Raw genomic sequence first — 18500 nt, 5'->3', positions numbered from 1 at the left:
ATGGCACTCAAGCATTATAACCCGACCTCGCCGGCGCAGCGCGGCCTGATCCTCGTCGACAAGTCGTCGCTGTGGAAGGGCAAGCCCGTCAAGGCGCTGACCGAGGGCAAGCGCAAGACCGGCGGCCGCAACAACAAGGGCCACGTGACCTCGCGCGGCATCGCGGGCGGCCACAAGCAGCGTTACCGCTTCATCGACTTCAAGCGTCGGAAGTGGGACGTCGACGGCACCGTCGAGCGGCTGGAATATGACCCCAACCGCACCGCGTTCATCGCGCTGGTCTCCTATCCGGACGGCGAGCAGGCGTATATCATCGCGCCGCAGCGTCTGGCCGTCGGCGACAAGGTCGTCGCTGGCAAGAAGACCGACGTGAAGCCTGGCAACGCGATGGAGCTGGGCCAGATGCCGGTCGGCACCATCGTCCACAACGTCGAGATGAAGCCCGGCAAGGGCGGTCAGATCGCGCGTTCGGCGGGCACCTACGTCCAGGTCGTCGGTCGTGACCGCGGCATGGTCATCGTCCGCCTGAACTCGGGCGAGCAGCGCTACATCCATGGCGACTGCATGGCGACGGTCGGTGCGGTGTCCAACCCGGACAACCAGAACCAGAACCTCGGCAAGGCCGGTCGTTCGCGCTGGATGGGCTCGCGCCCGCTGACGCGCGGCGTGGCGAAGAACCCGGTCGACCACCCGCACGGCGGTGGTGAAGGCCGGACCTCGGGCGGTCGCCATCCGGTGACGCCGTGGGGCAAGCCGACCAAGGGTGCGCGCACGCGCCACAACAAGTCTACGGACAAGATGATCATCCGTAGCCGTCACGCGAGGAAGAAGTAATGGCGCGCTCCGTCTGGAAGGGCCCGTTCGTCGAACTGAGCCTGCTCAAGAAGGCCGAAGTCGCACAGGATTCGGGCGGCCGCGCGCCGATCAAGACCTGGTCGCGTCGCTCCACCATCCTGCCGCAGTTCATCGGCCTGACCTTCACCGTCTATAACGGCCGCAAGTTCGTGCCGGTGACGGTGAACGAGGACATGGTCGGCATGAAGCTCGGTGAATTCGCGCCGACCCGCTATTTCCCGGGTCACGCGGCTGACAAGAAGGGCAAGCGCTGATGAGCAAGCCTCAGTCCCCCCGCAAGGTCGGCGAGAAGGAAGCCCTCTCGGTCGGCACGCAGATCCGTGGTTCGGCGCAGAAGCTGGGCCTGGTCGCCGCGCTGATCCGTGGGCGCTCGGCCGCCGACGCGATGAACATCCTCGCCTTCTCGAAGAAGTCGATGGCGGTTGATGCGCGCAAGGTGCTGGCCTCGGCCATCGCCAACGCCGAGAACAACCACAATCTCGACGTCGACGCACTGGTCGTCGCCGAGGCGTCGGTCGGCAAGTCGATCACCATGAAGCGGTTCGCCACGCGCGGCCGCGGCAAGTCCACCCGCATCCTGAAGCCGTTCTCGCGGCTGCGGATCGTCGTGCGCGAGCAGGAAGAAGCCTAATGGGTCACAAGAGCAACCCGATCGGTCTGCGCCTGCAGATCAACCGCACCTGGGACAGCCGCTGGTTCGCCGAGGGTGCGGATTACAAGAAGCTGCTGCTGGAGGATCTGAAGATCCGCCAGTACATCCTGAAGACGCTGCCGCAGGCGGCGATCTCCAAGGTGGTAATCGACCGTCCGGCCAAGCTGTGCCGGATCTCGATCTTCGCGGCCCGCCCCGGTGTCATCATCGGCAAGAAGGGCTCGGACATCGAGAAGCTGCGCAAGACGCTCGGCGCGATGACCAGCTCGGACGTGTCGCTGAACATCGTCGAGATCCGCAAGCCGGAAGTCGATGCCAAGCTGATTGCGCAGGGCATCGCCGACCAGCTCGAGCGTCGTATCGCTTTCCGCCGCGCCATGAAGCGCGCGGTGCAGTCCGCGATGCGGCTCGGCGCCGACGGCATCAAGGTCTATTGTGGTGGCCGTCTGGGCGGCGCGGAAATCGCGCGTTCGGAGAGCTATCGCGAGGGCCGCGTGCCGCTCCACACGCTGCGCGCCAACATCGACTACGCTCATGCCGAAGCGCACACCGCGTACGGCGTCTGCGGCGTGAAGGTGTGGGTGTTCAAGGGTGAGATCCTCGGTCACGACCCGTTCGCCACCGATCGTCTCATGATGGAGGCCCAGACCTCCGGCGTGCGCCCGGCGCGCGACGACCGCCGCTAAGGATTAACGGACATGCTGCAACCGAAGCGCACCAAGTTCCGCAAGGCGTTCAAGGGCCGTATCCACGGCGACGCCAAGGGCGGTACGTCGCTGAACTTCGGCTCCTATGGCCTCAAGGCGATGGAGCCGGACCGTATCACCGCGCGTCAGATCGAGGCGGCCCGCCGCGCGATCACGCGTCACATCAAGCGCCAGGGGCGTCTGTGGATCCGCGTGTTCCCGGACGTGCCGGTGTCGAGCAAGCCTGCCGAAGTCCGCATGGGCTCGGGTAAGGGTTCGCCGGAATTCTGGGCCGCGCGCGTCAAGCCGGGCCGGATCCTGTTCGAGCTCGACGGTGTCGAAGGGCCGCTGGCCGCGGAGGCGTTCGAGCGCGCCGCGATGAAGCTGCCGATCAAGACCAAGGTCGTGGCGCGCCTCGGCGACACCTCGCACCTGGGAGGCGAGTAAGATGGCGAACAAGACCGACTATAACGGCCAGAGCGACGACCAGCTCTCCGAGAGCCTGGGCAACCTGAAGCGCGAGCAGTTCAACCTGCGGTTCCAGGCGGCGACCAGCCAGCTCGAGAAGCCGAGCCGCGTGCGCGAGGTCCGCAAGGACATCGCCCGCATCAAGACCCTTCAGACGCAGCGCAACGCTGCGGCTGACGCCAAGTAAGAGGACGACACATGCCGAAGCGCGTGCTGACCGGAGTGATCGTCTCCGACAAGGGCGAGAAGACGGTGGTCGTGAACGTGGAGCGCAAGGTCAAGCACCCGCTCTACGGCAAGATCATCCGCCGTTCGAAGAAGTACCACGCCCATGACGAGGCGAACGAGTACAAGGCTGGCGAAACGGTGCGCATCGAGGAGATCGCGCCGATGTCGAAGCTGAAGACCTGGAAGGTCCTGGACCGCGTGAACACGCACGTGGCACCGGAGCGGGTCGACGTCGACGCCTGAGCGTCGATGACCGAGTGCCTCGCACCGTTTCGTGCAGGGTCCGTTCGCAAGGGCGGAGACCACATGAGCGGGCGAGGGGCGACGTAGGCTGGAGGGCTTGCCTTTCACCCATGGAGCGGCTACCGGGCTGCTCCCCCTGGCGCGGGCCAAGCCCGCCGCCGGGGGTCGTTTTTTTAGGCGGGGTTGGGTCGGTATCCACCCCATGAGCGAGAAGGAAGCGGATCGATGATCCAGATGCAGTCCAATCTCGACGTCGCTGACAACAGCGGCGCGAAGCGGGTGCAGTGCATCAAGGTGCTTGGCGGGTCCAAGCGCCGCACGGCCAGCGTCGGCGACATCATCGTCGTCAGCGTGAAAGAAGCGCAGCCGCGTGGCCGCGTGAAGAAGGGCGACGTTCACCGCGCGGTGATCGTGCGTACCGCCAAGGACATCCGTCGCGCCGACGGTTCGGTGATCCGTTTCGACGGCAACGCCGCGGTGCTGGTCAACAAGAACGAGGAGCCGATCGGCACCCGTATCTTCGGCCCGGTGGTGCGTGAACTGCGCGGCAAGAAGCACATGAAGATCATCTCGCTCGCGCCGGAGGTGCTGTAATGGCTGCCGCGAAGATCAAGAAGGGCGACCAGGTCATCGTCCTGTCCGGCAAGGACAAGGGCAAGACCGGCACCGTGACCGCGTCGATGCCGCGTGACGGCAAGGTGATCGTGGGCGGCGTCAACGTCGCGACCCGTCACCGCAAGCCGAGCCAGGCGAACCCGCAGGGCGGTCTCGAGAAGATCGAGGCGCCGCTGCACATCTCGAAGGTGGCGCACGTCACCGCCGACGGCAAGCCGACCCGCGTCCGCTTCGAGACGCAGGACGGCAAGAAGGTCCGCGTCGCCGTCAAGACCGGGGAGAAGATCGATGGCTGATGCCTACAAGCCCCGCATGAAGGCGATCTATGACGATCGCATCGTCGCGGCGATGACCGAGAAGTTCGGTTACAAGAATGCGCTGGAGATCCCGCGCATCGAGAAGATCGTGCTCAACATGGGCGTGGGCGAAGCGACGCAGGACAAGAAGCGCGTCGATCAGGCCGCGTCGGAAATGGAGCTGATCGCGGGCCAGAAGCCGGTGATCACCAAGGCGAAGAAGTCGATCGCGCAGTTCAAGCTGCGTGAGGGCATGCCGATCGGCGTCAAGGTGACGCTGCGTCGCGAGCGCATGTACGAGTTCCTCGACCGCTTCATCACCATCGCGCTCCCGCGCGTCCGCGACTTCCGCGGGCTGAACCCGAAGAGCTTCGACGGTCGTGGCAACTATGCCTGCGGCATCAAGGAGCAGATCGTGTTCCCGGAGATCAGCTATGACCGCGTCGACAAGGTGCGCGGCATGGACGTGATCGTGACGACGAGCGCGAAGACCGACGACGAGGCGCGCGAGCTGCTGCGTCTGTTCGGCTTCCCGTTCCCGATCGAGGAAGAAACGACCGAGAAGAAGGCGGCATGACCGCGCTTCTGGTCTGATAGAGAGAGCTTAAGTCCATGGCGAAACTGAGTTCCGTGAACAAGAACGAGCGTCGCAAGAAGCTGGTGGCGCAGTATGCGCCCAAGCTGGCGAAGCTGAAGGCGCAGGCCAACGACCAGTCGCTGGATGAGACCGAGCGTCTCATCGCGCGGCTGAAGATGGCCGAGCTGCCGCGCAACGCGAACCCCACGCGTATTCGCAACCGCTGCGCGCTGACCGGTCGTCCGCGTGCCTACTACCGCAAGTTCGGGCTTGCCCGTGTGATGCTGCGCGATCTGGCCAACAAGGGCCTGATCCCGGGTCTCACCAAGTCGAGCTGGTAAGGACGTAAGATGGCAGTGACCGATCCCCTGGGTGACCTGCTCACCCGTATCCGCAACGGCCAGCGCGCGCGCAAGGACAGCGTCCTTTCGCCGTCGTCGAAGCTGCGCGTCCGCGTGCTCGACGTGCTCCAGCGCGAAGGCTACATCCGTGGCTATTCCGAGGAGCAGATGGGCCCCGCCGCCGGCGTGCGCATCGAGCTGAAGTATTTCGAGGGCCAGCCCGCGATCAAGCATGTCGCGCGCGTCTCCAAGCCCGGCCGCCGCATCTACAGCGGGTCGCAGGACCTGCCGCGCGTGATGAACGGCCTGGGCATCACCATCGTCTCGACGCCGCGCGGCGTGCTTTCCGATGCGGAAGCGCGCGAGCAGAACGTCGGCGGCGAAGTGCTGGCGGAGGTGTTCTGATGAGCCGCATCGGCAAGAAGGCGGTCCCGATTCCTTCGGGCGTTACCGCAACCCGCAACGGCAACGAGCTGTCGGTCAAGGGGCCCAAGGGCACCCTGTCGATGCCGCTGTCGGACCTGATCACCTATGACGTCCAGTCGGACGCGATCGGTGTGCAGCCGGCCAACGACACCAAGCGCGCCCGTGCCTTCTGGGGCATGCAGCGTACGATGGTGCAGAACCTGGTCACCGGCGTGACCGAGGGCTTCAGCAAGAAGCTGCTTATAACCGGCGTCGGCTATCGTGCCGCGGCGCAGGGCAAGACCCTGAAGCTGCAGCTCGGCTACAGCCACGACGTCAACATCGACGTGCCGGAAGGCATCGAGGTGAAGACGCCGGACGCCACCACCGTCGAGATCAGCGGTGCCGACAAGCAGCGCGTGGGTCAGCTCGCCGCCGAAGTCCGCCGCTGGCGCAAGCCGGAGCCGTACAAGGGCAAGGGCATCAAGTACGACGGCGAGTATATCTTCCGTAAGGAAGGGAAGAAGAAGTGACCAAGGGTCTTTCGCTTTTCGAGAAGCGGCGTCGCCGCAACCGTACCGCGCTGCGTGCGCGTGCGGGCACCCGTCCGCGCCTGTCGGTGCATCGTTCGGGCAAGCACATCTATGCGCAGGTCATCGACGACGCGCAGGGCCGCACCGTGGCCTCGGCGTCGACCTTGTCCAACCACGATGGCAAGACCGCCACTGCCGAGGCGGCGTCCGCCGTCGGCAAGCGCGTCGCCGAGGCGGCCAAGGCTGCCGGCGTCACGCAGGTCGTCTTCGATCGTGGCGGCTTCCTGTTTCACGGCCGCGTGAAGGCGCTGGCCGAGGCAGCGCGCGAAGCCGGACTGGAGTTCTAAGACATGGCTGACGAGAACAACCAGCAGCCGCAGGCTGCGGAGAACGAAGCCCCCGCGGCGGCGCCGCAGGACGGCAATGCGGGCGGTTACCAGGGCGGCGGCGAGCGCGGTGCGCGCGGCGGCCGTGGCCGTGGCGGCCCGGGTGGCGGTCGCGGTGGCCCCGGTGGCAATCGTGGCGGTGGCCGTGACGGTCGCGGCGGGCGTCGTGACGACCGTCGCGGTGGCCAGGACGATGGCGGCGAAGAGCTGATCGAGAAGCTGGTCCACATCAACCGCGTCTCGAAGACGGTGAAGGGCGGCAAGCGCTTCGGCTTCGCGGCGCTGGTCGTCGTGGGCGACGGCAAGGGCCGCGTCGGCTTCGGTCACGGCAAGGCGCGCGAGGTGCCGGAGGCGATCTCGAAGGCGACCGCCGCTGCCAAGAAGAAGATGATGCGCGTGCCGCTGAAGGAAGGCCGCACGCTGCACCATGACGGCAACGGCCACTTCGGTGCCGGCCGCGTCACCGTCCGCTCGGCGCCGCAGGGCACCGGGATCATCGCGGGCGGCCCGATGCGCGCCGTCTTCGAGAGCCTGGGCGTGCACGACGTGGTGACCAAGTCGGTCGGTACGTCGAACCCGTACAACATGATCCGTGCGACGTTCGAGGCGCTGGGCAACCAGACCTCGCCGAAGTCGGTGGCACAGCGTCGCGGCAAGAAGATTGCCGACCTGCTGGGCCGCGCGCACGGTGCCGATGCGCAGACCGCCGAGGCGGATGCCGCGGCCGTGGTGGAGTAAGGCGACATGGCGACCATCAAGGTGAAGCAGACCGGATCGCCGATCCGGCGCACCAAGGACCAGCGCGCGACTCTGGTCGGCCTGGGCCTCAACAAGATGCACAAGGTGTCCGAACTCGAGGATACCGAGTCGGTCCGCGGCATGATCCGCAAGGTGCAGCACATGGTCGAGGTGGTGGAGGGCTGAGCCCTTCGTCACTTCGGTGATGACAAGACGAGCGAAGGGGGCTAACCGGCCCCCTTCCTTATTTCAGCGCGTAAAAAGCGAAAGCGAGTGCATAACATGAAGCTCAACGAACTCAGCGACAACCAGGGCGCCCGTCACCGCAAGATCCGGGTCGGTCGCGGCATCGGCTCGGGCAAGGGCAAGACCGGCGGTCGCGGTCAGAAGGGCCAGAAGAGCCGCGAAGGCGTGTCGATCGCGGGCTTCGAGGGCGGCCAGATGCCGCTTCACATGCGGCTGCCGAAGCGCGGCTTCAACAACATCTTCGCCAAGGATTATGCCGAGGTGAACCTGGGCGCGATCCAGAAGGCGATCGACTCGGGCAAGCTGACCGCAACCGACATCGACCATGGCGCGCTGAAGGCGGCCGGTCTGGCGCGTGGCGGCAAGGACGGCGTCCGACTGCTCGCCAAGGGCGAGTATTCGGCGAAGCTGAACTTCACCGTCGCGGGCGTTTCGGCGTCGGCGCGCGAAGCGGTCGAAAAGGCGGGTGGCTCGGTCACCGTGCCAGAGATCGTGCCGGCTGCGGAAAAGGCCAAGGCCAAGCACCGCACCGCGCAGAACGCGCGCACGCAGGCATAACGAATCGGGGAAGGGGCGCGGGCTGGGTCCGCGCCCCTTCGTCGTTTCCGGGCCGGTGGCGCGCGGCAACCGCGCGCGCGGGACGCCCGACCTGCCGGCTTTCCCGCCGTTCGCGCCTCACCGGGTTAGACAAGGCGCGCCAAGCGCCTATATGAGCGGCGGGGCGGTACAAACGCATCCCGCCGTTCTTCGTTTCCAGGATACACCGACACGATGGCATCCGCAGCCGACCAGATGGCGCAGAGCATCAGCCTCGCGAAATTCTCGCAGGCTACCGACCTCAAGAAGCGACTGTGGTTTACGATCGGCGCGCTGATCGTTTTCCGTCTGCTCAGCTACGTTCCGCTGCCGGGGATCGACCCGACGCAGCTCGGCGTGCTGGCCGAACGGATGAAGGGCGGCGTGCTCGACTTCTTCAACACCTTCTCGGGCGGCTCGCTGTCGCGCGCGTCGCTGATCGCGCTCGGCGTGATGCCGTACATCACGGCGTCGATCGTCGTGCAGCTCGCGACCTCGCTGAGCCCGCAGCTCGCCGCGATCAAGAAGGAAGGCGAGTCGGGGCGCAAGAAGCTCAACCAATATACCCGCTACGGCACCGTCGGCCTGACCGCGGTGCAGGGCTATTTCATCGCACGCGGGCTCGAGGCCGGCGGCGCGGTGATCGAGCCGGGGATGCTGTTCCGCGTCGGCGCGGTGATCTCGCTGATCGGCGGGACGATGTTCCTGATGTGGCTGGGTGAGCAGATCACCAGCCGCGGCATCGGCAACGGCGTGTCGCTGATCATCATGGCCGGCATCGTCGCGCATCTGCCGACGACGTTGCTCAACCTGCTCGAAGGCGGGCGTTCGGGGTCGACCAGCGCGGTGTCGATCATCGCGATCGTGGTCGTGGTGGTCGGGCTGATCCTGCTGATCTGCTTCATGGAGCGCGCGCAGCGCCGCATCCTGATCCAATATCCCAAGCGCCAGACGCAGCGCGGGATGCAGGCCGATCGCAGCCACCTGCCGCTCAAGATCAACACCGCGGGCGTGATCCCTCCGATCTTCGCTTCGTCGCTGCTGCTGCTGCCGCTGACGATCACGCAGTTCGCGGGCAACCGCGTCGCGGGCGAGAGCCGCTTCGGCGACATCCTGATCGGGCTGAACCAGTATCTCCAGCATGGCTCGCCGGTGTACATGGCGCTCTACGCCGCCGGGATCATCTTCTTCTCGTTCTTCTACACCGCGGTGGTGTTCAACCCCGAGGAGACGGCCGAGAATCTGAAGCGCTACGGCGGGTTCATCCCGGGCATCCGCCCCGGCAAGAACACCGAGAGCTATTTCGATTACGTGCTGACCCGCATCACGGTGATCGGCGCGGCGTATCTGACCTTCATCTGCGTCGTGCCGGAATATCTGGTGTCGGCGCTGTCGATCCCCTTCTATCTGGGCGGGACCAGCCTGCTGATCGTCGTCAACGTGACGATGGATACGGTGACGCAGATCCAGTCGCACCTGCTGGCGCACCAGTACGGCGATCTCATCAAGAAGGCGAAGCTGAAGGGCGCGCGCCGCCGCTGAGGCAATGACGCCCGGCAGGGACGGGCGCAAAGGGGAGAGTTCGGTGAACATCATTCTGCTGGGGCCGCCGGGGGCGGGCAAGGGAACCCAGGCGCAACGGCTGGTCGAGCACCATGACATGGTGCAGCTGTCCACCGGTGACATGCTGCGCGCCGCGGTGAAGGCGGGCACGCCGGTCGGCTTGCAGGCCAAGGCGGTGATGGAGGCTGGCGAGCTGGTCAGCGACGCGATCGTCTCGGCGCTGATCGGCGAGCGACTCGACGCCGGCACCGCGAACGGCGCGATCTTCGACGGCTATCCGCGCACCGCCGCGCAGGCCGATGCGCTCGACCTGTTGCTCGACGAGCGCGGGCAGAAGCTCGATGCGGTGATCGAGCTGGAAGTCGACGAGGATGCGCTTGTCGAGCGGATCGTCGGGCGCTTCACCTGCGGCAATTGTGGCGCGGGCTATCACGATCGCTTCAAGCAGCCGAAGGTCGAGGGCACCTGCGACGTGTGCGGCGCGCACGAGTTCAAGCGTCGTCCCGACGACAACGAGGCGACGGTGCGGACGCGGATGGCGGAATATCGCGCCAAGACCGCGCCGATCATCCCGATCTACGAAGCGCGTGGGCTCGTGACGCGGGTCGACGGCATGGGTGCGATGGACGCGGTGACCGCGCAGATCGAGTCGATCCTTGAGGCGGTGCCCGCGCAATAAGTGACGGAAATGTCATGGTCGCGTAAGGCGATCGTGGGGTTGGGAGGTGTAGAGGCGATCGGGTCGGCAGCGAGACGCACGCTGCCCCGTCGCTTCTTTCTCCCGAGGGCGACGGCACTGATCGCCGCCTGAACTCCCGAAGGTTGGCGATGGCCGGCGGAGGTTCCCTGTCCTCCGTCGGCCTTTTCTTTTTCGGCGCGGCGGGGTGGTCCTCGCGGTGCGTCTGGGTAACAAGGCGGCGCATGGATGCGCTCACCGCCTTCGGACTGTTCGCGGTCACCTTCACGTTGATCTGCTACGCGCTGGAGGCGCGCGCGGCCTTTTGGACGTTGCTGTTCGCGATCGGCTGCCTGCTGGGATCGGCCTACGGCTTCCTGCAAGGCGCGTGGCCGTTCGGGCTGGTCGAACTGGCGTGGTTCGTCGTGGCGTTGCGGCGCTGGAGCCAGTTGCGGCGAATCGAGCGGAACCCGTCGCTTGACACGACGTTACCGCCCGCCTAACCGCTCTTCCTTCCAATCCATCGATTCCCGGCGGTACGTTCGTGCCTGCCGTTTTTGCCGCGCTCGCGGCCAGGACAACGGGAGGCGGCGGGGCGGAGTTGCAATGCGACGAGATGGGGTGCGTGGCAGCCATGCCGCATCCCGTGGAGCACAGGAGAAAAACTTCATGGCACGTATCGCGGGTGTCAATATCCCGACCAACAAGCGCGTTCTGATCGCGCTGACCTATATCCACGGCATCGGTCCGGCCAAGGCGCTGGAAATCACCACGAAGCTGAACATCGCCGCCGATCGTCGCGTGCAGGACCTGAGCGATCAGGAAGTGCTGCAGATCCGCGAGACGATCGACGCCGACCACACGGTCGAGGGTGATCTGCGTCGCGAGACCGCGATGAACATCAAGCGCCTGATGGATCTGGCCTGCTATCGCGGCCTGCGTCACCGCAAGGGCCTGCCGGTCCGCGGCCAGCGCACGCACACCAACGCGCGTACCCGCAAGGGCAAGGCGAAGCCGATCGCCGGCAAGAAGAAGTAAGCGTCAGCGCTTCTTCCTCTCCGTTGGCCGGTTGCAGGTTCACGCCTCCCGGCCGCGTTGTAAGATAAGGTCAGGAATACCATATGGCACAGGCACCGCAGCGCATTCGTCGGCGCGAGCGCAAGAACATCACCGCGGGCGTCGCGCACGTGAACGCCAGCTTCAACAACACCATGATCACCATCACCGATGCGCAGGGCAATGCGATCAGCTGGTCGTCGGCCGGCATGATGGGGTTCAAGGGCAGCCGCAAGTCGACCCCGTATGCGGCGCAGGTCGCAGCCGAGGACGCGGGCAAGAAGGCCGCCGAGCACGGCGTCCGCACGCTCGAGGTCGAGGTCAAGGGCCCCGGTTCGGGCCGCGAATCGGCACTGCGCGCGCTGCAGGCGGTCGGTTTCCAGATCACGTCGATCCGCGACGTGACCTCGATCCCGCACAACGGCGTCCGCCCGTCCAAGCGCCGTCGCGTCTGACGATCACGCTTCGCGTGGCCGCTGACGAGTGGCCACGTTCATTACCCGGCCGTACGCGTCCCCCGCGTCCGGCCCAACCCCAGGGGACGAGAGCTTGTCTGTCAACGCAAAGAACTGGCAAGAACTGAAGAAGCCCAACCAGCTCGAAAAGAAGAGCGGTGACGGCAAGCGCAAGGCGACCTTCGTCGCCGAGCCGCTGGAGCGGGGCTTCGGCCTCACGCTGGGCAACGCGCTGCGGCGCGTGCTGCTGTCGTCGCTGCAGGGCGCGGCGGTGACGTCGATCAAGATCGAGAACGTGCTCCACGAGTTCAGCTCGCTTGCGGGCGTTCGCGAGGACGTGACCGACATCGTCCTGAACGTGAAGCAGATCGCGATCCGGATGCAGGGCGAAGGCCCGAAGCGGCTCCAGCTTTCCGCCACCGGCCCCGCCGAGGTGAAGGCGGGCGACATCGCGGTGTCGGGCGACATCGAGGTGATGAACCCCGAGCTGGTCATCTGCCATCTCGACGAGGGCGCGACGTTCAACATGGAACTGACCGCCGATGTCGGTAAGGGCTATGTCGCGGCGGTCAACAACCGTCCGGCGGATGCGCCGATCGGGCTGATCCCGGTCGACGCGCTCTACTCGCCGGTACGTCAGGTATCGTACAAGGTCGACCCGACCCGCGTCGGGCAGGACCTGGATTACGACAAGCTGACGCTGACGATCGAGACCGACGGCACCGTGACCCCGGAAGACGCGGTCGGCTATGCCGGTCGCATCCTTCAGGACCAGCTGGCGCTGTTCGTCCACTTCGACGATTCGTCGGTCACGCGGTCGGCGCCGATCGGCGTTGCCGCGCCGGCGGCGACGGGTGGCGAGGCCCCGAGCGACACCGCGCAGATCAACCGTTACCTGCTTAAGAAGGTCGACGAGCTGGAACTGTCGGTCCGTTCGGCGAACTGCCTCAAGAACGACAACATCATCTATATCGGCGATCTGGTCGGCAAGACCGAGGCCGAGATGCTGCGCACGCCGAACTTCGGCCGCAAGTCGCTCAACGAGATCAAGGAAGTGCTGTCGTCGATGGGGCTGCGGCTTGGGATGGAAATCCCCGGCTGGCCGCCCGAGAACATCGAGGAAGTCGCCAAGAAGCTCGAGCAGGAAATCATGGGCTGAGCCGCACGCGCGTAGCCATGCTACGCGCGAGACGGCGCAAGCCCGGCCGGCGGGGCGGCCAGCCGCCCCGACCGACGACGCGGCTCTGCCGCGTCGCCACCCGGCCACCTCCTGCGATAACAACCGGCGTCCCGAACGCCGAACCAGACATGGGCCCCTGCCTCCGCAGCGGCGACGGCAAATCGGGTGAGCCACCGTCCTCACCTGTCCCGGGGTTCCGTCGAACGGCCCCCTGACGAACGAGAAGGAAGACTATCATGCGCCATCGTGTAGGCGGTCGTAAGCTGCAGCGTACCTCGGCACATCGCATCGCGCTGTTCCGCAACATGTCGGCCGCGCTCATCAAGCATGAGCAGATCACCACCACCGTCGCCAAGGCGAAGGAACTGCGTCCGTACATCGAGAAGCTGGTGACGCTCGGCAAGAAGGGCGGCCTGTCGAACCGCCGTCTGGCGCACGCCCGGCTGCTCGACGACGCGCAGCTGGTCAAGCTGTTCGACGTGCTCGCCAAGCGCTACGCCGACCGCAACGGCGGTTACACGCGCATCATCAAGGCCGGCATCCGCGCGTCGGATGCCTCGCCGATGGCGATCATCGAGTTCGTCGACCGCGACGTCTCGGCCAAGGGCCAGGACTCGGGTCCGGTGATGAACGACGACGAGGATTTCGACGCCGCCGCCTGATCGGGCGACCGCGCTGAAACGAACAGGCCGCTCCGGCAACGGGGCGGCCTTTTTCGTGATGTGGCCGGTGCCCGACAGTCTCGCCCGGCCGTCATTCCCGCGAAGGCGGGAATCCAGACGCACTGGCCTCACGACTCTTTCGAAACGCCCTGGGTTCTGGATTCCCGCCTACGCGGGAATGACGGATGAGGTGACACTCGGCTATCCACACCGTATACGCTTCGTATGTTGATAAGTGCGTGGAGAAGTTGTGTGGGCATTGTGAAGATCGACGACGTGCTCCATGAGGAAGCGCGTCGCGCGAGCACGGTGATGTGCCGCTCGATCAATGCGCAGGCGGAATTCTGGATGAAGATCGGGATGCTCGCCGAGGCGAACCCGACCCTGTCGTTCAACGAGATCGTCGCCCGCGAGCGCGCTGCCGTGCCGATCGCGACCGCTGCATGACCGCGATCCTCAAGACTCCGGACGAGCTGGCGCTGATGCGCGAGTCCGGCCGGCTGCTCGCGCAGGTGTTCGCGATGCTCGACCGCGAGACGCTCGCCGGCCAGTCGACGCTGGCGATCAACGACCGGGTCGAGCGCTATATCGTCGACGAGCTGCACGCGCGTCCCGCCAGCAAGGGGCAGTATGACTTCGCGTTCGTGCTCAATAGTTCGATCAACCAGGTCGTCTGCCACGGCGTGCCGAACGACGCCGACGTGATCCGCGACGGCGACATCGTCAATCTCGACATCACGCTGGAGAAGAACGGCTTCATCGCCGACTCCAGCAAGACCTATCTGGTCGGCGAGGTCGCGCCCGCCGCGCGGCGGCTGGTGCGCGTCGCGCAGGAAGCGATGTGGAAGGGGATCGCACAGGTCCGCGCGGGCGCGCGGCTCGGCGATGTCGGCGCGGCGATCGACCGCCACGCCAAGCAGCACGGCTATGCGGTGGTCCGCGACTTTTGCGGCCACGGCATCGGGCGCGAGATGCACGAGGCACCCGAGGTGCTCAATTACGGTCGCCCCGGCACCGGTCCGGTGCTGCGCGAGGGCATGACCTTCACGGTCGAGCCGATGGTCAATCAGGGCACGCGTAAGGTCGCGACGCGCGACGACGGCTGGACGGTCGTCACCGGCGACGGCAAGCTCTCCGCGCAATTCGAGCATACGGTGGCGGTGACCGCGACCGGCGTCGAGGTGCTGACGCTGCGCGAGGGCGAGACGGTGCCGAAAGGGGTGCGTGGCTGACCCTTCTCGTCGCCCCGGACTTGATCCGGGGCCCCGCTTCTTCTTCCTGCTGTCGGAAGAAAGAAGGGGGATACCGGATCAAGGCTCTCCTGAGCTTGCCGAAGGGTCCGGGATGACGGGTGAGAAGTCGAACCCTCAAGCGCCCCTCTTTCCCCCCGCGCGCCATCCCGCTACAGGCCCGCCATGGAGCATCCCGACAACATCCTCATCGTCGATTTCGGCAGCCAGGTGACCCAGCTGATCGCGCGTCGCGTCCGCGAGGCGGGAGTCTATAGCGAGGTCGCGCCCTTCCAGTCCGCGGCCGAGGCGTTCGCGCGGCTGAAGCCGAAGGGCGTGATCCTGTCGGGCGGCCCGGCGTCGGTGGTCGATGACAACAGCCCGCGCGCGCCGCAGGAGATCTTCGACGCCGGCGTCCCCGTGCTCGGCATCTGCTACGGGCAGCAGGTGATGAACACCCAGCTCGGCGGACGCGTCGAAAAGGGCATGTCGGGCGAGTTCGGGCTGGCGTTCGTGCAGGTCGACCAGACCTGCGCGCTGTTCGACGGGCTGTGGCAGGCCGGCGAGAAGCATCAGGTGTGGATGAGCCACGGCGACCATGTCGCGGCGCTCGCCCCCGGCTTCGCCCCCGTCGCCTCCTCGCCCGGCGCGCCGTTCGCGATCACCGCCGACGAGGCGCGGCGCTTCTACGGGATGCAGTTCCACCCCGAGGTCGTCCACACGCCGCACGGCGCCAAGCTGATCGCCAATTTCGCGCGCCACGTCTGCGGGCTGGCCGGCGACTGGACGATGGCCGAGTTCCGCAGCGTCAAGATCGCCGAGATCCGCGAACAGGTCGGCGACCGGCGCGTGATCTGCGGCCTGTCGGGCGGGGTCGATTCGGCAGTCGCGGCGGTACTGATCCACGAGGCGATCGGCGAGCAGCTCACCTGCGTGTTCGTCGACGGCGGCATCTTGCGTCAGGGCGAGGCCGAGCAGGTCGTCGGGCTGTTCCGTGGTGCCTATAACATCCCGCTGGTGCACGTGCAGGCGCAGGACCTGTTCATGGACGGGCTGGCCGGCGTCACCGACCCGGAGGCGAAGCGCAAGTTCATCGGCAAGACCTTCATCGACGTGTTCGAGGCGGAGGCGAAGAAGATCGGCGGCGCGGACTTCCTCGCGCAGGGCACGCTCTATCCGGACGTGATCGAGAGCGTCAGCTTCACCGGCGGTCCGTCGGTGACGATCAAGAGCCACCACAATGTCGGCGGGCTGCCCGAGCGGATGAACATGAAGCTCGTCGAGCCGCTGCGCGAATTGTTCAAGGATGAGGTCCGCGCGCTCGGCCGCGAGCTGGGGCTGCCCGAGGTGTTCGTCAGCCGCCATCCGTTCCCGGGGCCGGGGCTGGCGATCCGCATTCCCGGCGAGGTGACGCGCGAGCGCTGCGACATCCTGCGCAAGGCCGATGCGATCTATCTCGAGGAAATCCGCAACGCGGGGCTCTACGACACGATCTGGCAGGCGTTCGCGGTGTTGCTGCCGGTGCGCTCGGTCGGGGTGATGGGCGATGGGCGGACCTATGACAGCGTGCTGGCGCTGCGCGCGGTGACCTCGGTCGACGGCATGACCGCCGAGGCATTCGAGTTTCCGGGCGGCTTCCTGCCGCGCGTCGCGACGCGGATCATCAACGAGGTCAAGGGCGTCAACCGCGTCACCTACGACTATACGTCGAAGCCGCCCGGCACGATCGAGTGGGAATAAGGCCGGTTCCCCGACCCGCGAACACCGGCGGATGAGCGGCGCTATGGCGCGGCGGTCGCGCCCCGGTTCGCCGCCACGAAGAAGTCGATCGTCGCGCGCACCGCCGGGCGCATCTGGCGACGGCTCGCATGATAGATGAAAAAGCCGGGGAAGGGCGGGCAAAGGTCGCGGAACAGCTCGACCAGCCGCCCCGCGGCCAGATCGTCGGCCAGCACGCTTTCGATCGCGAAGCCGATCCCGGCGCCGTCGCACAGGGCGCGGCGCAGCAACGCGTCGTCGTTGACGATCAGCGTCTGCGGCAAAGCGTCGAGCACCAGATCGGACCCGTCGCGCGTCACCTCCCAGCGATAGACGCCCGCGCCGAGCCGGCGGTGCAGGCAGCGATGCCGGGCGAGATCCTCCAGCGTCGCCGGCCGCCCGTGCCGCGCGAGATAGGCGGGCGACGCCACCGCCGCCATGCGCAGCGGTCCGCCGATCCGCGTCGCGATCATGTCGGGGCGCAGCGTCTCGCCCAGCCGCACGCCGAGATCATAGCCCTCCGCCACCGTGTCGACGAAGCGGTCGTCGATCACCAGATCGAGCGTGATACCCGGAAAGGCGTCGACGAAGCGCGCGAGGTGCGGCGCGAACAGCGCGTGCGCCGATAGCGGCGTCATCGTCACGCGGACCGGCCCGGCGGGCGCGGCATCGCTGTCGCGTGCCTCGGCCACCGCGGCGTCGATCTCGCCCAGCGCCGGCGCGACGCGATCGAGCAGCGCGCGCCCGGCATCGGTCAACGCCAGGCTGCGCGTCGACCGGTTGAGCAGCCGCAGCCCCAGCGCGGTCTCCAGCCCGGCGACCGCATGGCTCACCGCCGACGGCGACAGGCCGAGCGTTCGCGCCGCCGCCCGGAAGCCGCCTGCCTGCACCACGGCGGCGAAGATGCTCAGACGTGCCAGTCGCTCGCGATCCATTGTCCCATCCGGTCGATCGGTGTGTCCGATCGACGCGGTCTAGTCCGCACAATCCGCCGCGCCAATATGCGCGGCGTAACCGACAGTGGAGCGACGACGATGCAGACACGCAAATTGGGCAGCCTCGAGGTTTCGGCGATCGGCCTCGGCTGCATGGGCTTTACCGCGGCCTATGGCGGGCAGGATCAGGCGGCATCGCTCGCCACGCTCCACCATGCGGTCGACCGCGGCATCACCTTCTTCGACACCGCCGAGGTCTATGGACCGTACGAGAACGAGGAGATCGTCGGCCGCGGGCTGAAGGAGGTCCGCGACAAGGTGGTGATCGCCACCAAGTTCGGCTTCGACATCGCGCCGGAGGGCGGCGCCGGCTTCGAGCGGATGCGCGGCGCCGACGGCAGCCCCGACAATGCGCGCCGCGCGATCGAGGGATCGTTGCGCCGGCTCGGCACCGACGTGATCGACCTCTTCTATCTGCACCGCCCCGATCCCGCGACGCCGATCGAGGACTCGGTCGCGGCGATGGCCGGGCTGGTGCAGGCGGGTAAGGCGCGCTTCCTCGGCCTGTCCGAAGTCACCGCCGACCAGCTGCGCCGCGCGCACCAGGTGCATCCGATCACCGCCTTGCAGAGCGAATATTCGCTGTGGGAACGCTATGTCGAGGACGAGATGCTCGCGACCTGCCGCGAACTCGGCATCGCGCTGGTGCCGTACAGCCCGCTCGGCCGTGGTTTCCTGTCGGGCAAGATCCGCAGCACGGCCGATCTCGAGGCGAACGACTTCCGCAGCACGCTGCCGCGCTTCGACGCGGCCAATCTCGACGCCAATCTGAAGCTGGTCGATCGCCTGCGCGAGCTTGCCGGGGAGAAAGGCGTGACCGCGGCGCAGCTCGCGCTCGCCTGGGTGCTGGCGCAGGGCGACGACATCGTGCCGATTCCGGGGTCGCGCAAGATCGCCAACCTCGACGACAATATCGCCGCGGTCGACATCGTGCTCACTGCGGAGGACCGGACGCGGATCGCCGCGGCGATGCAGGGCGTGCAGGGCGCGCGTTATGCCCCGCGCGAGCAGTCGATGCTGCCGCGCCGCTAAGTCCGGTTCGCCGGGTCGCACCGAGCGGCCCGGCAGACGGCCGCCGGCA

29 protein-coding genes are annotated in these 18500 nt (G+C 66.8%); 28 read left to right on the top strand and 1 reads right to left on the bottom strand.

All coding sequences use genetic code 11. The features are described from left to right. From rplB to guaA, 27 genes are all read left to right on the top strand, one after another. A complete protein-coding gene (gene rplB / locus FHS97_RS06780) occupies positions 1–834 on the top strand; it encodes a 50S ribosomal protein L2 (protein ID WP_184034913.1) in 834 nt (277 codons plus the stop codon). Continuing rightward, a complete protein-coding gene (rpsS, locus tag FHS97_RS06775; RefSeq protein ID WP_028966618.1) occupies positions 834–1109 on the top strand; it encodes a 30S ribosomal protein S19 in 276 nt (91 codons plus the stop codon). The genes rplB and rpsS overlap by 1 nt, the downstream gene beginning before the upstream one ends. Continuing rightward, positions 1109–1486: a 50S ribosomal protein L22 gene (gene rplV, locus FHS97_RS06770; protein WP_028966617.1), complete on the top strand. Its 378-nt coding sequence runs from the start codon at positions 1109–1111 to the stop codon at positions 1484–1486. Before rpsS ends, rplV begins: the two co-directional genes overlap by 1 nt. Beyond that, complete coding sequence (gene rpsC, locus FHS97_RS06765; RefSeq protein WP_028966616.1) at positions 1486–2193, top strand: 30S ribosomal protein S3; 708 nt, start codon at positions 1486–1488, stop codon at positions 2191–2193. Before rplV ends, rpsC begins: the two co-directional genes overlap by 1 nt. 12 nt (positions 2194–2205) lie before the next feature. Continuing rightward, positions 2206–2640 carry a 50S ribosomal protein L16 gene (rplP, locus tag FHS97_RS06760; protein WP_022687059.1) on the top strand — a complete coding sequence of 145 codons (435 nt, stop codon included), beginning with the start codon at positions 2206–2208 and terminating at the stop codon, positions 2638–2640. A gap of 1 nt (position 2641) precedes the next feature. After that, positions 2642–2848, top strand: a complete 207-nt coding sequence (gene rpmC / locus FHS97_RS06755; RefSeq protein WP_028966615.1) for a 50S ribosomal protein L29 — start codon at positions 2642–2644, stop codon at positions 2846–2848. An 11-nt stretch (positions 2849–2859) separates the two neighbouring features. Next, positions 2860–3132 carry a 30S ribosomal protein S17 gene (gene rpsQ / locus FHS97_RS06750; RefSeq protein ID WP_022687057.1) on the top strand — a complete coding sequence of 91 codons (273 nt, stop codon included), beginning with the start codon at positions 2860–2862 and terminating at the stop codon, positions 3130–3132. Positions 3133–3357: 225 nt separating this feature from the next. Continuing rightward, the gene (gene rplN / locus FHS97_RS06745) at positions 3358–3726 is read left to right on the top strand and encodes a 50S ribosomal protein L14 (RefSeq protein ID WP_007406105.1); all 369 of its coding nucleotides are present in this window, start codon (positions 3358–3360) and stop codon (positions 3724–3726) included. Beyond that, positions 3726–4043, top strand: coding sequence for a 50S ribosomal protein L24 (gene rplX, locus FHS97_RS06740; protein WP_184034911.1), 318 nt, complete (start codon positions 3726–3728; stop codon positions 4041–4043). The genes rplN and rplX overlap by 1 nt, the downstream gene beginning before the upstream one ends. Further along, a complete protein-coding gene (gene rplE, locus FHS97_RS06735; protein WP_184034909.1) occupies positions 4036–4620 on the top strand; it encodes a 50S ribosomal protein L5 in 585 nt (194 codons plus the stop codon). The genes rplX and rplE overlap by 8 nt, the downstream gene beginning before the upstream one ends. A gap of 35 nt (positions 4621–4655) precedes the next feature. Next, positions 4656–4961: a 30S ribosomal protein S14 gene (rpsN, locus tag FHS97_RS06730; protein WP_028966611.1), complete on the top strand. Its 306-nt coding sequence runs from the start codon at positions 4656–4658 to the stop codon at positions 4959–4961. A 9-nt stretch (positions 4962–4970) separates the two neighbouring features. Continuing rightward, a complete protein-coding gene (gene rpsH / locus FHS97_RS06725; RefSeq protein ID WP_028966610.1) occupies positions 4971–5366 on the top strand; it encodes a 30S ribosomal protein S8 in 396 nt (131 codons plus the stop codon). Then, positions 5366–5899, top strand: a complete 534-nt coding sequence (gene rplF / locus FHS97_RS06720; RefSeq protein WP_184034907.1) for a 50S ribosomal protein L6 — start codon at positions 5366–5368, stop codon at positions 5897–5899. The genes rpsH and rplF overlap by 1 nt, the downstream gene beginning before the upstream one ends. Further along, entirely contained in the window at positions 5896–6246 is a 351-nt protein-coding gene (rplR, locus tag FHS97_RS06715) for a 50S ribosomal protein L18 (protein ID WP_028966608.1), read from the top strand. Before rplF ends, rplR begins: the two co-directional genes overlap by 4 nt. 3 nt (positions 6247–6249) lie before the next feature. Then, positions 6250–7023: a 30S ribosomal protein S5 gene (gene rpsE / locus FHS97_RS06710; RefSeq protein ID WP_246346505.1), complete on the top strand. Its 774-nt coding sequence runs from the start codon at positions 6250–6252 to the stop codon at positions 7021–7023. A gap of 6 nt (positions 7024–7029) precedes the next feature. After that, complete coding sequence (rpmD, locus tag FHS97_RS06705; RefSeq protein WP_028966606.1) at positions 7030–7209, top strand: 50S ribosomal protein L30; 180 nt, start codon at positions 7030–7032, stop codon at positions 7207–7209. A gap of 96 nt (positions 7210–7305) precedes the next feature. Continuing rightward, positions 7306–7827 (top strand): 50S ribosomal protein L15, encoded by a 522-nt coding sequence (gene rplO / locus FHS97_RS06700; RefSeq protein WP_184034904.1) that lies wholly within the window; start codon positions 7306–7308, stop codon positions 7825–7827. Positions 7828–8040: 213 nt separating this feature from the next. Beyond that, positions 8041–9387, top strand: coding sequence for a preprotein translocase subunit SecY (gene secY / locus FHS97_RS06695; protein WP_184034902.1), 1347 nt, complete (start codon positions 8041–8043; stop codon positions 9385–9387). Positions 9388–9430: 43 nt separating this feature from the next. Beyond that, positions 9431–10087: an adenylate kinase gene (locus FHS97_RS06690; RefSeq protein WP_184034900.1), complete on the top strand. Its 657-nt coding sequence runs from the start codon at positions 9431–9433 to the stop codon at positions 10085–10087. Between the two features lie 242 nt (positions 10088–10329). After that, positions 10330–10587 (top strand): hypothetical protein, encoded by a 258-nt coding sequence (locus FHS97_RS06685; RefSeq protein WP_184034898.1) that lies wholly within the window; start codon positions 10330–10332, stop codon positions 10585–10587. A 166-nt stretch (positions 10588–10753) separates the two neighbouring features. Next, positions 10754–11122 carry a 30S ribosomal protein S13 gene (gene rpsM, locus FHS97_RS06680; RefSeq protein ID WP_056637528.1) on the top strand — a complete coding sequence of 123 codons (369 nt, stop codon included), beginning with the start codon at positions 10754–10756 and terminating at the stop codon, positions 11120–11122. 83 nt (positions 11123–11205) lie between these two features. Beyond that, entirely contained in the window at positions 11206–11595 is a 390-nt protein-coding gene (gene rpsK, locus FHS97_RS06675) for a 30S ribosomal protein S11 (protein ID WP_019516037.1), read from the top strand. 94 nt (positions 11596–11689) lie between these two features. Further along, entirely contained in the window at positions 11690–12754 is a 1065-nt protein-coding gene (locus tag FHS97_RS06670) for a DNA-directed RNA polymerase subunit alpha (protein WP_184034896.1), read from the top strand. Positions 12755–13011: 257 nt separating this feature from the next. Further along, positions 13012–13437, top strand: a complete 426-nt coding sequence (rplQ, locus tag FHS97_RS06665) for a 50S ribosomal protein L17 (RefSeq protein ID WP_159754625.1) — start codon at positions 13012–13014, stop codon at positions 13435–13437. 252 nt (positions 13438–13689) lie between these two features. Then, positions 13690–13884, top strand: coding sequence for a TA system antitoxin ParD family protein (locus tag FHS97_RS06660; protein ID WP_184034894.1), 195 nt, complete (start codon positions 13690–13692; stop codon positions 13882–13884). A gap of 5 nt (positions 13885–13889) precedes the next feature. Beyond that, positions 13890–14669: a type I methionyl aminopeptidase gene (gene map / locus FHS97_RS06655; protein WP_184035076.1), complete on the top strand. Its 780-nt coding sequence runs from the start codon at positions 13890–13892 to the stop codon at positions 14667–14669. Between the two features lie 183 nt (positions 14670–14852). After that, a complete protein-coding gene (gene guaA / locus FHS97_RS06650; RefSeq protein ID WP_184034891.1) occupies positions 14853–16406 on the top strand; it encodes a glutamine-hydrolyzing GMP synthase in 1554 nt (517 codons plus the stop codon). Between the two features lie 41 nt (positions 16407–16447). On the opposite strand, the gene FHS97_RS06645 is transcribed toward guaA, so the two are convergent. Then, positions 16448–17359, bottom strand: a complete 912-nt coding sequence (locus tag FHS97_RS06645) for a LysR family transcriptional regulator (RefSeq protein WP_184034889.1) — start codon at positions 17357–17359, stop codon at positions 16448–16450. Positions 17360–17458: 99 nt separating this feature from the next. Between FHS97_RS06645 and FHS97_RS06640 the strand changes: the two genes are divergently transcribed. Continuing rightward, on the top strand, positions 17459–18451 hold the full coding sequence (locus FHS97_RS06640) for an aldo/keto reductase (RefSeq protein ID WP_184034887.1): 993 nt from the start codon (positions 17459–17461) through the stop codon (positions 18449–18451). Positions 18452–18500 lie beyond the last annotated feature (49 nt).

The organism is Sphingomonas endophytica (assembly GCF_014199415.1).
GTDB lineage: Bacteria > Pseudomonadota > Alphaproteobacteria > Sphingomonadales > Sphingomonadaceae > Sphingomonas > Sphingomonas endophytica.
The sequence above is the reverse complement of the archived record's forward strand: the minus strand, read 5'-3'. Positions and strand labels throughout refer to the sequence as shown.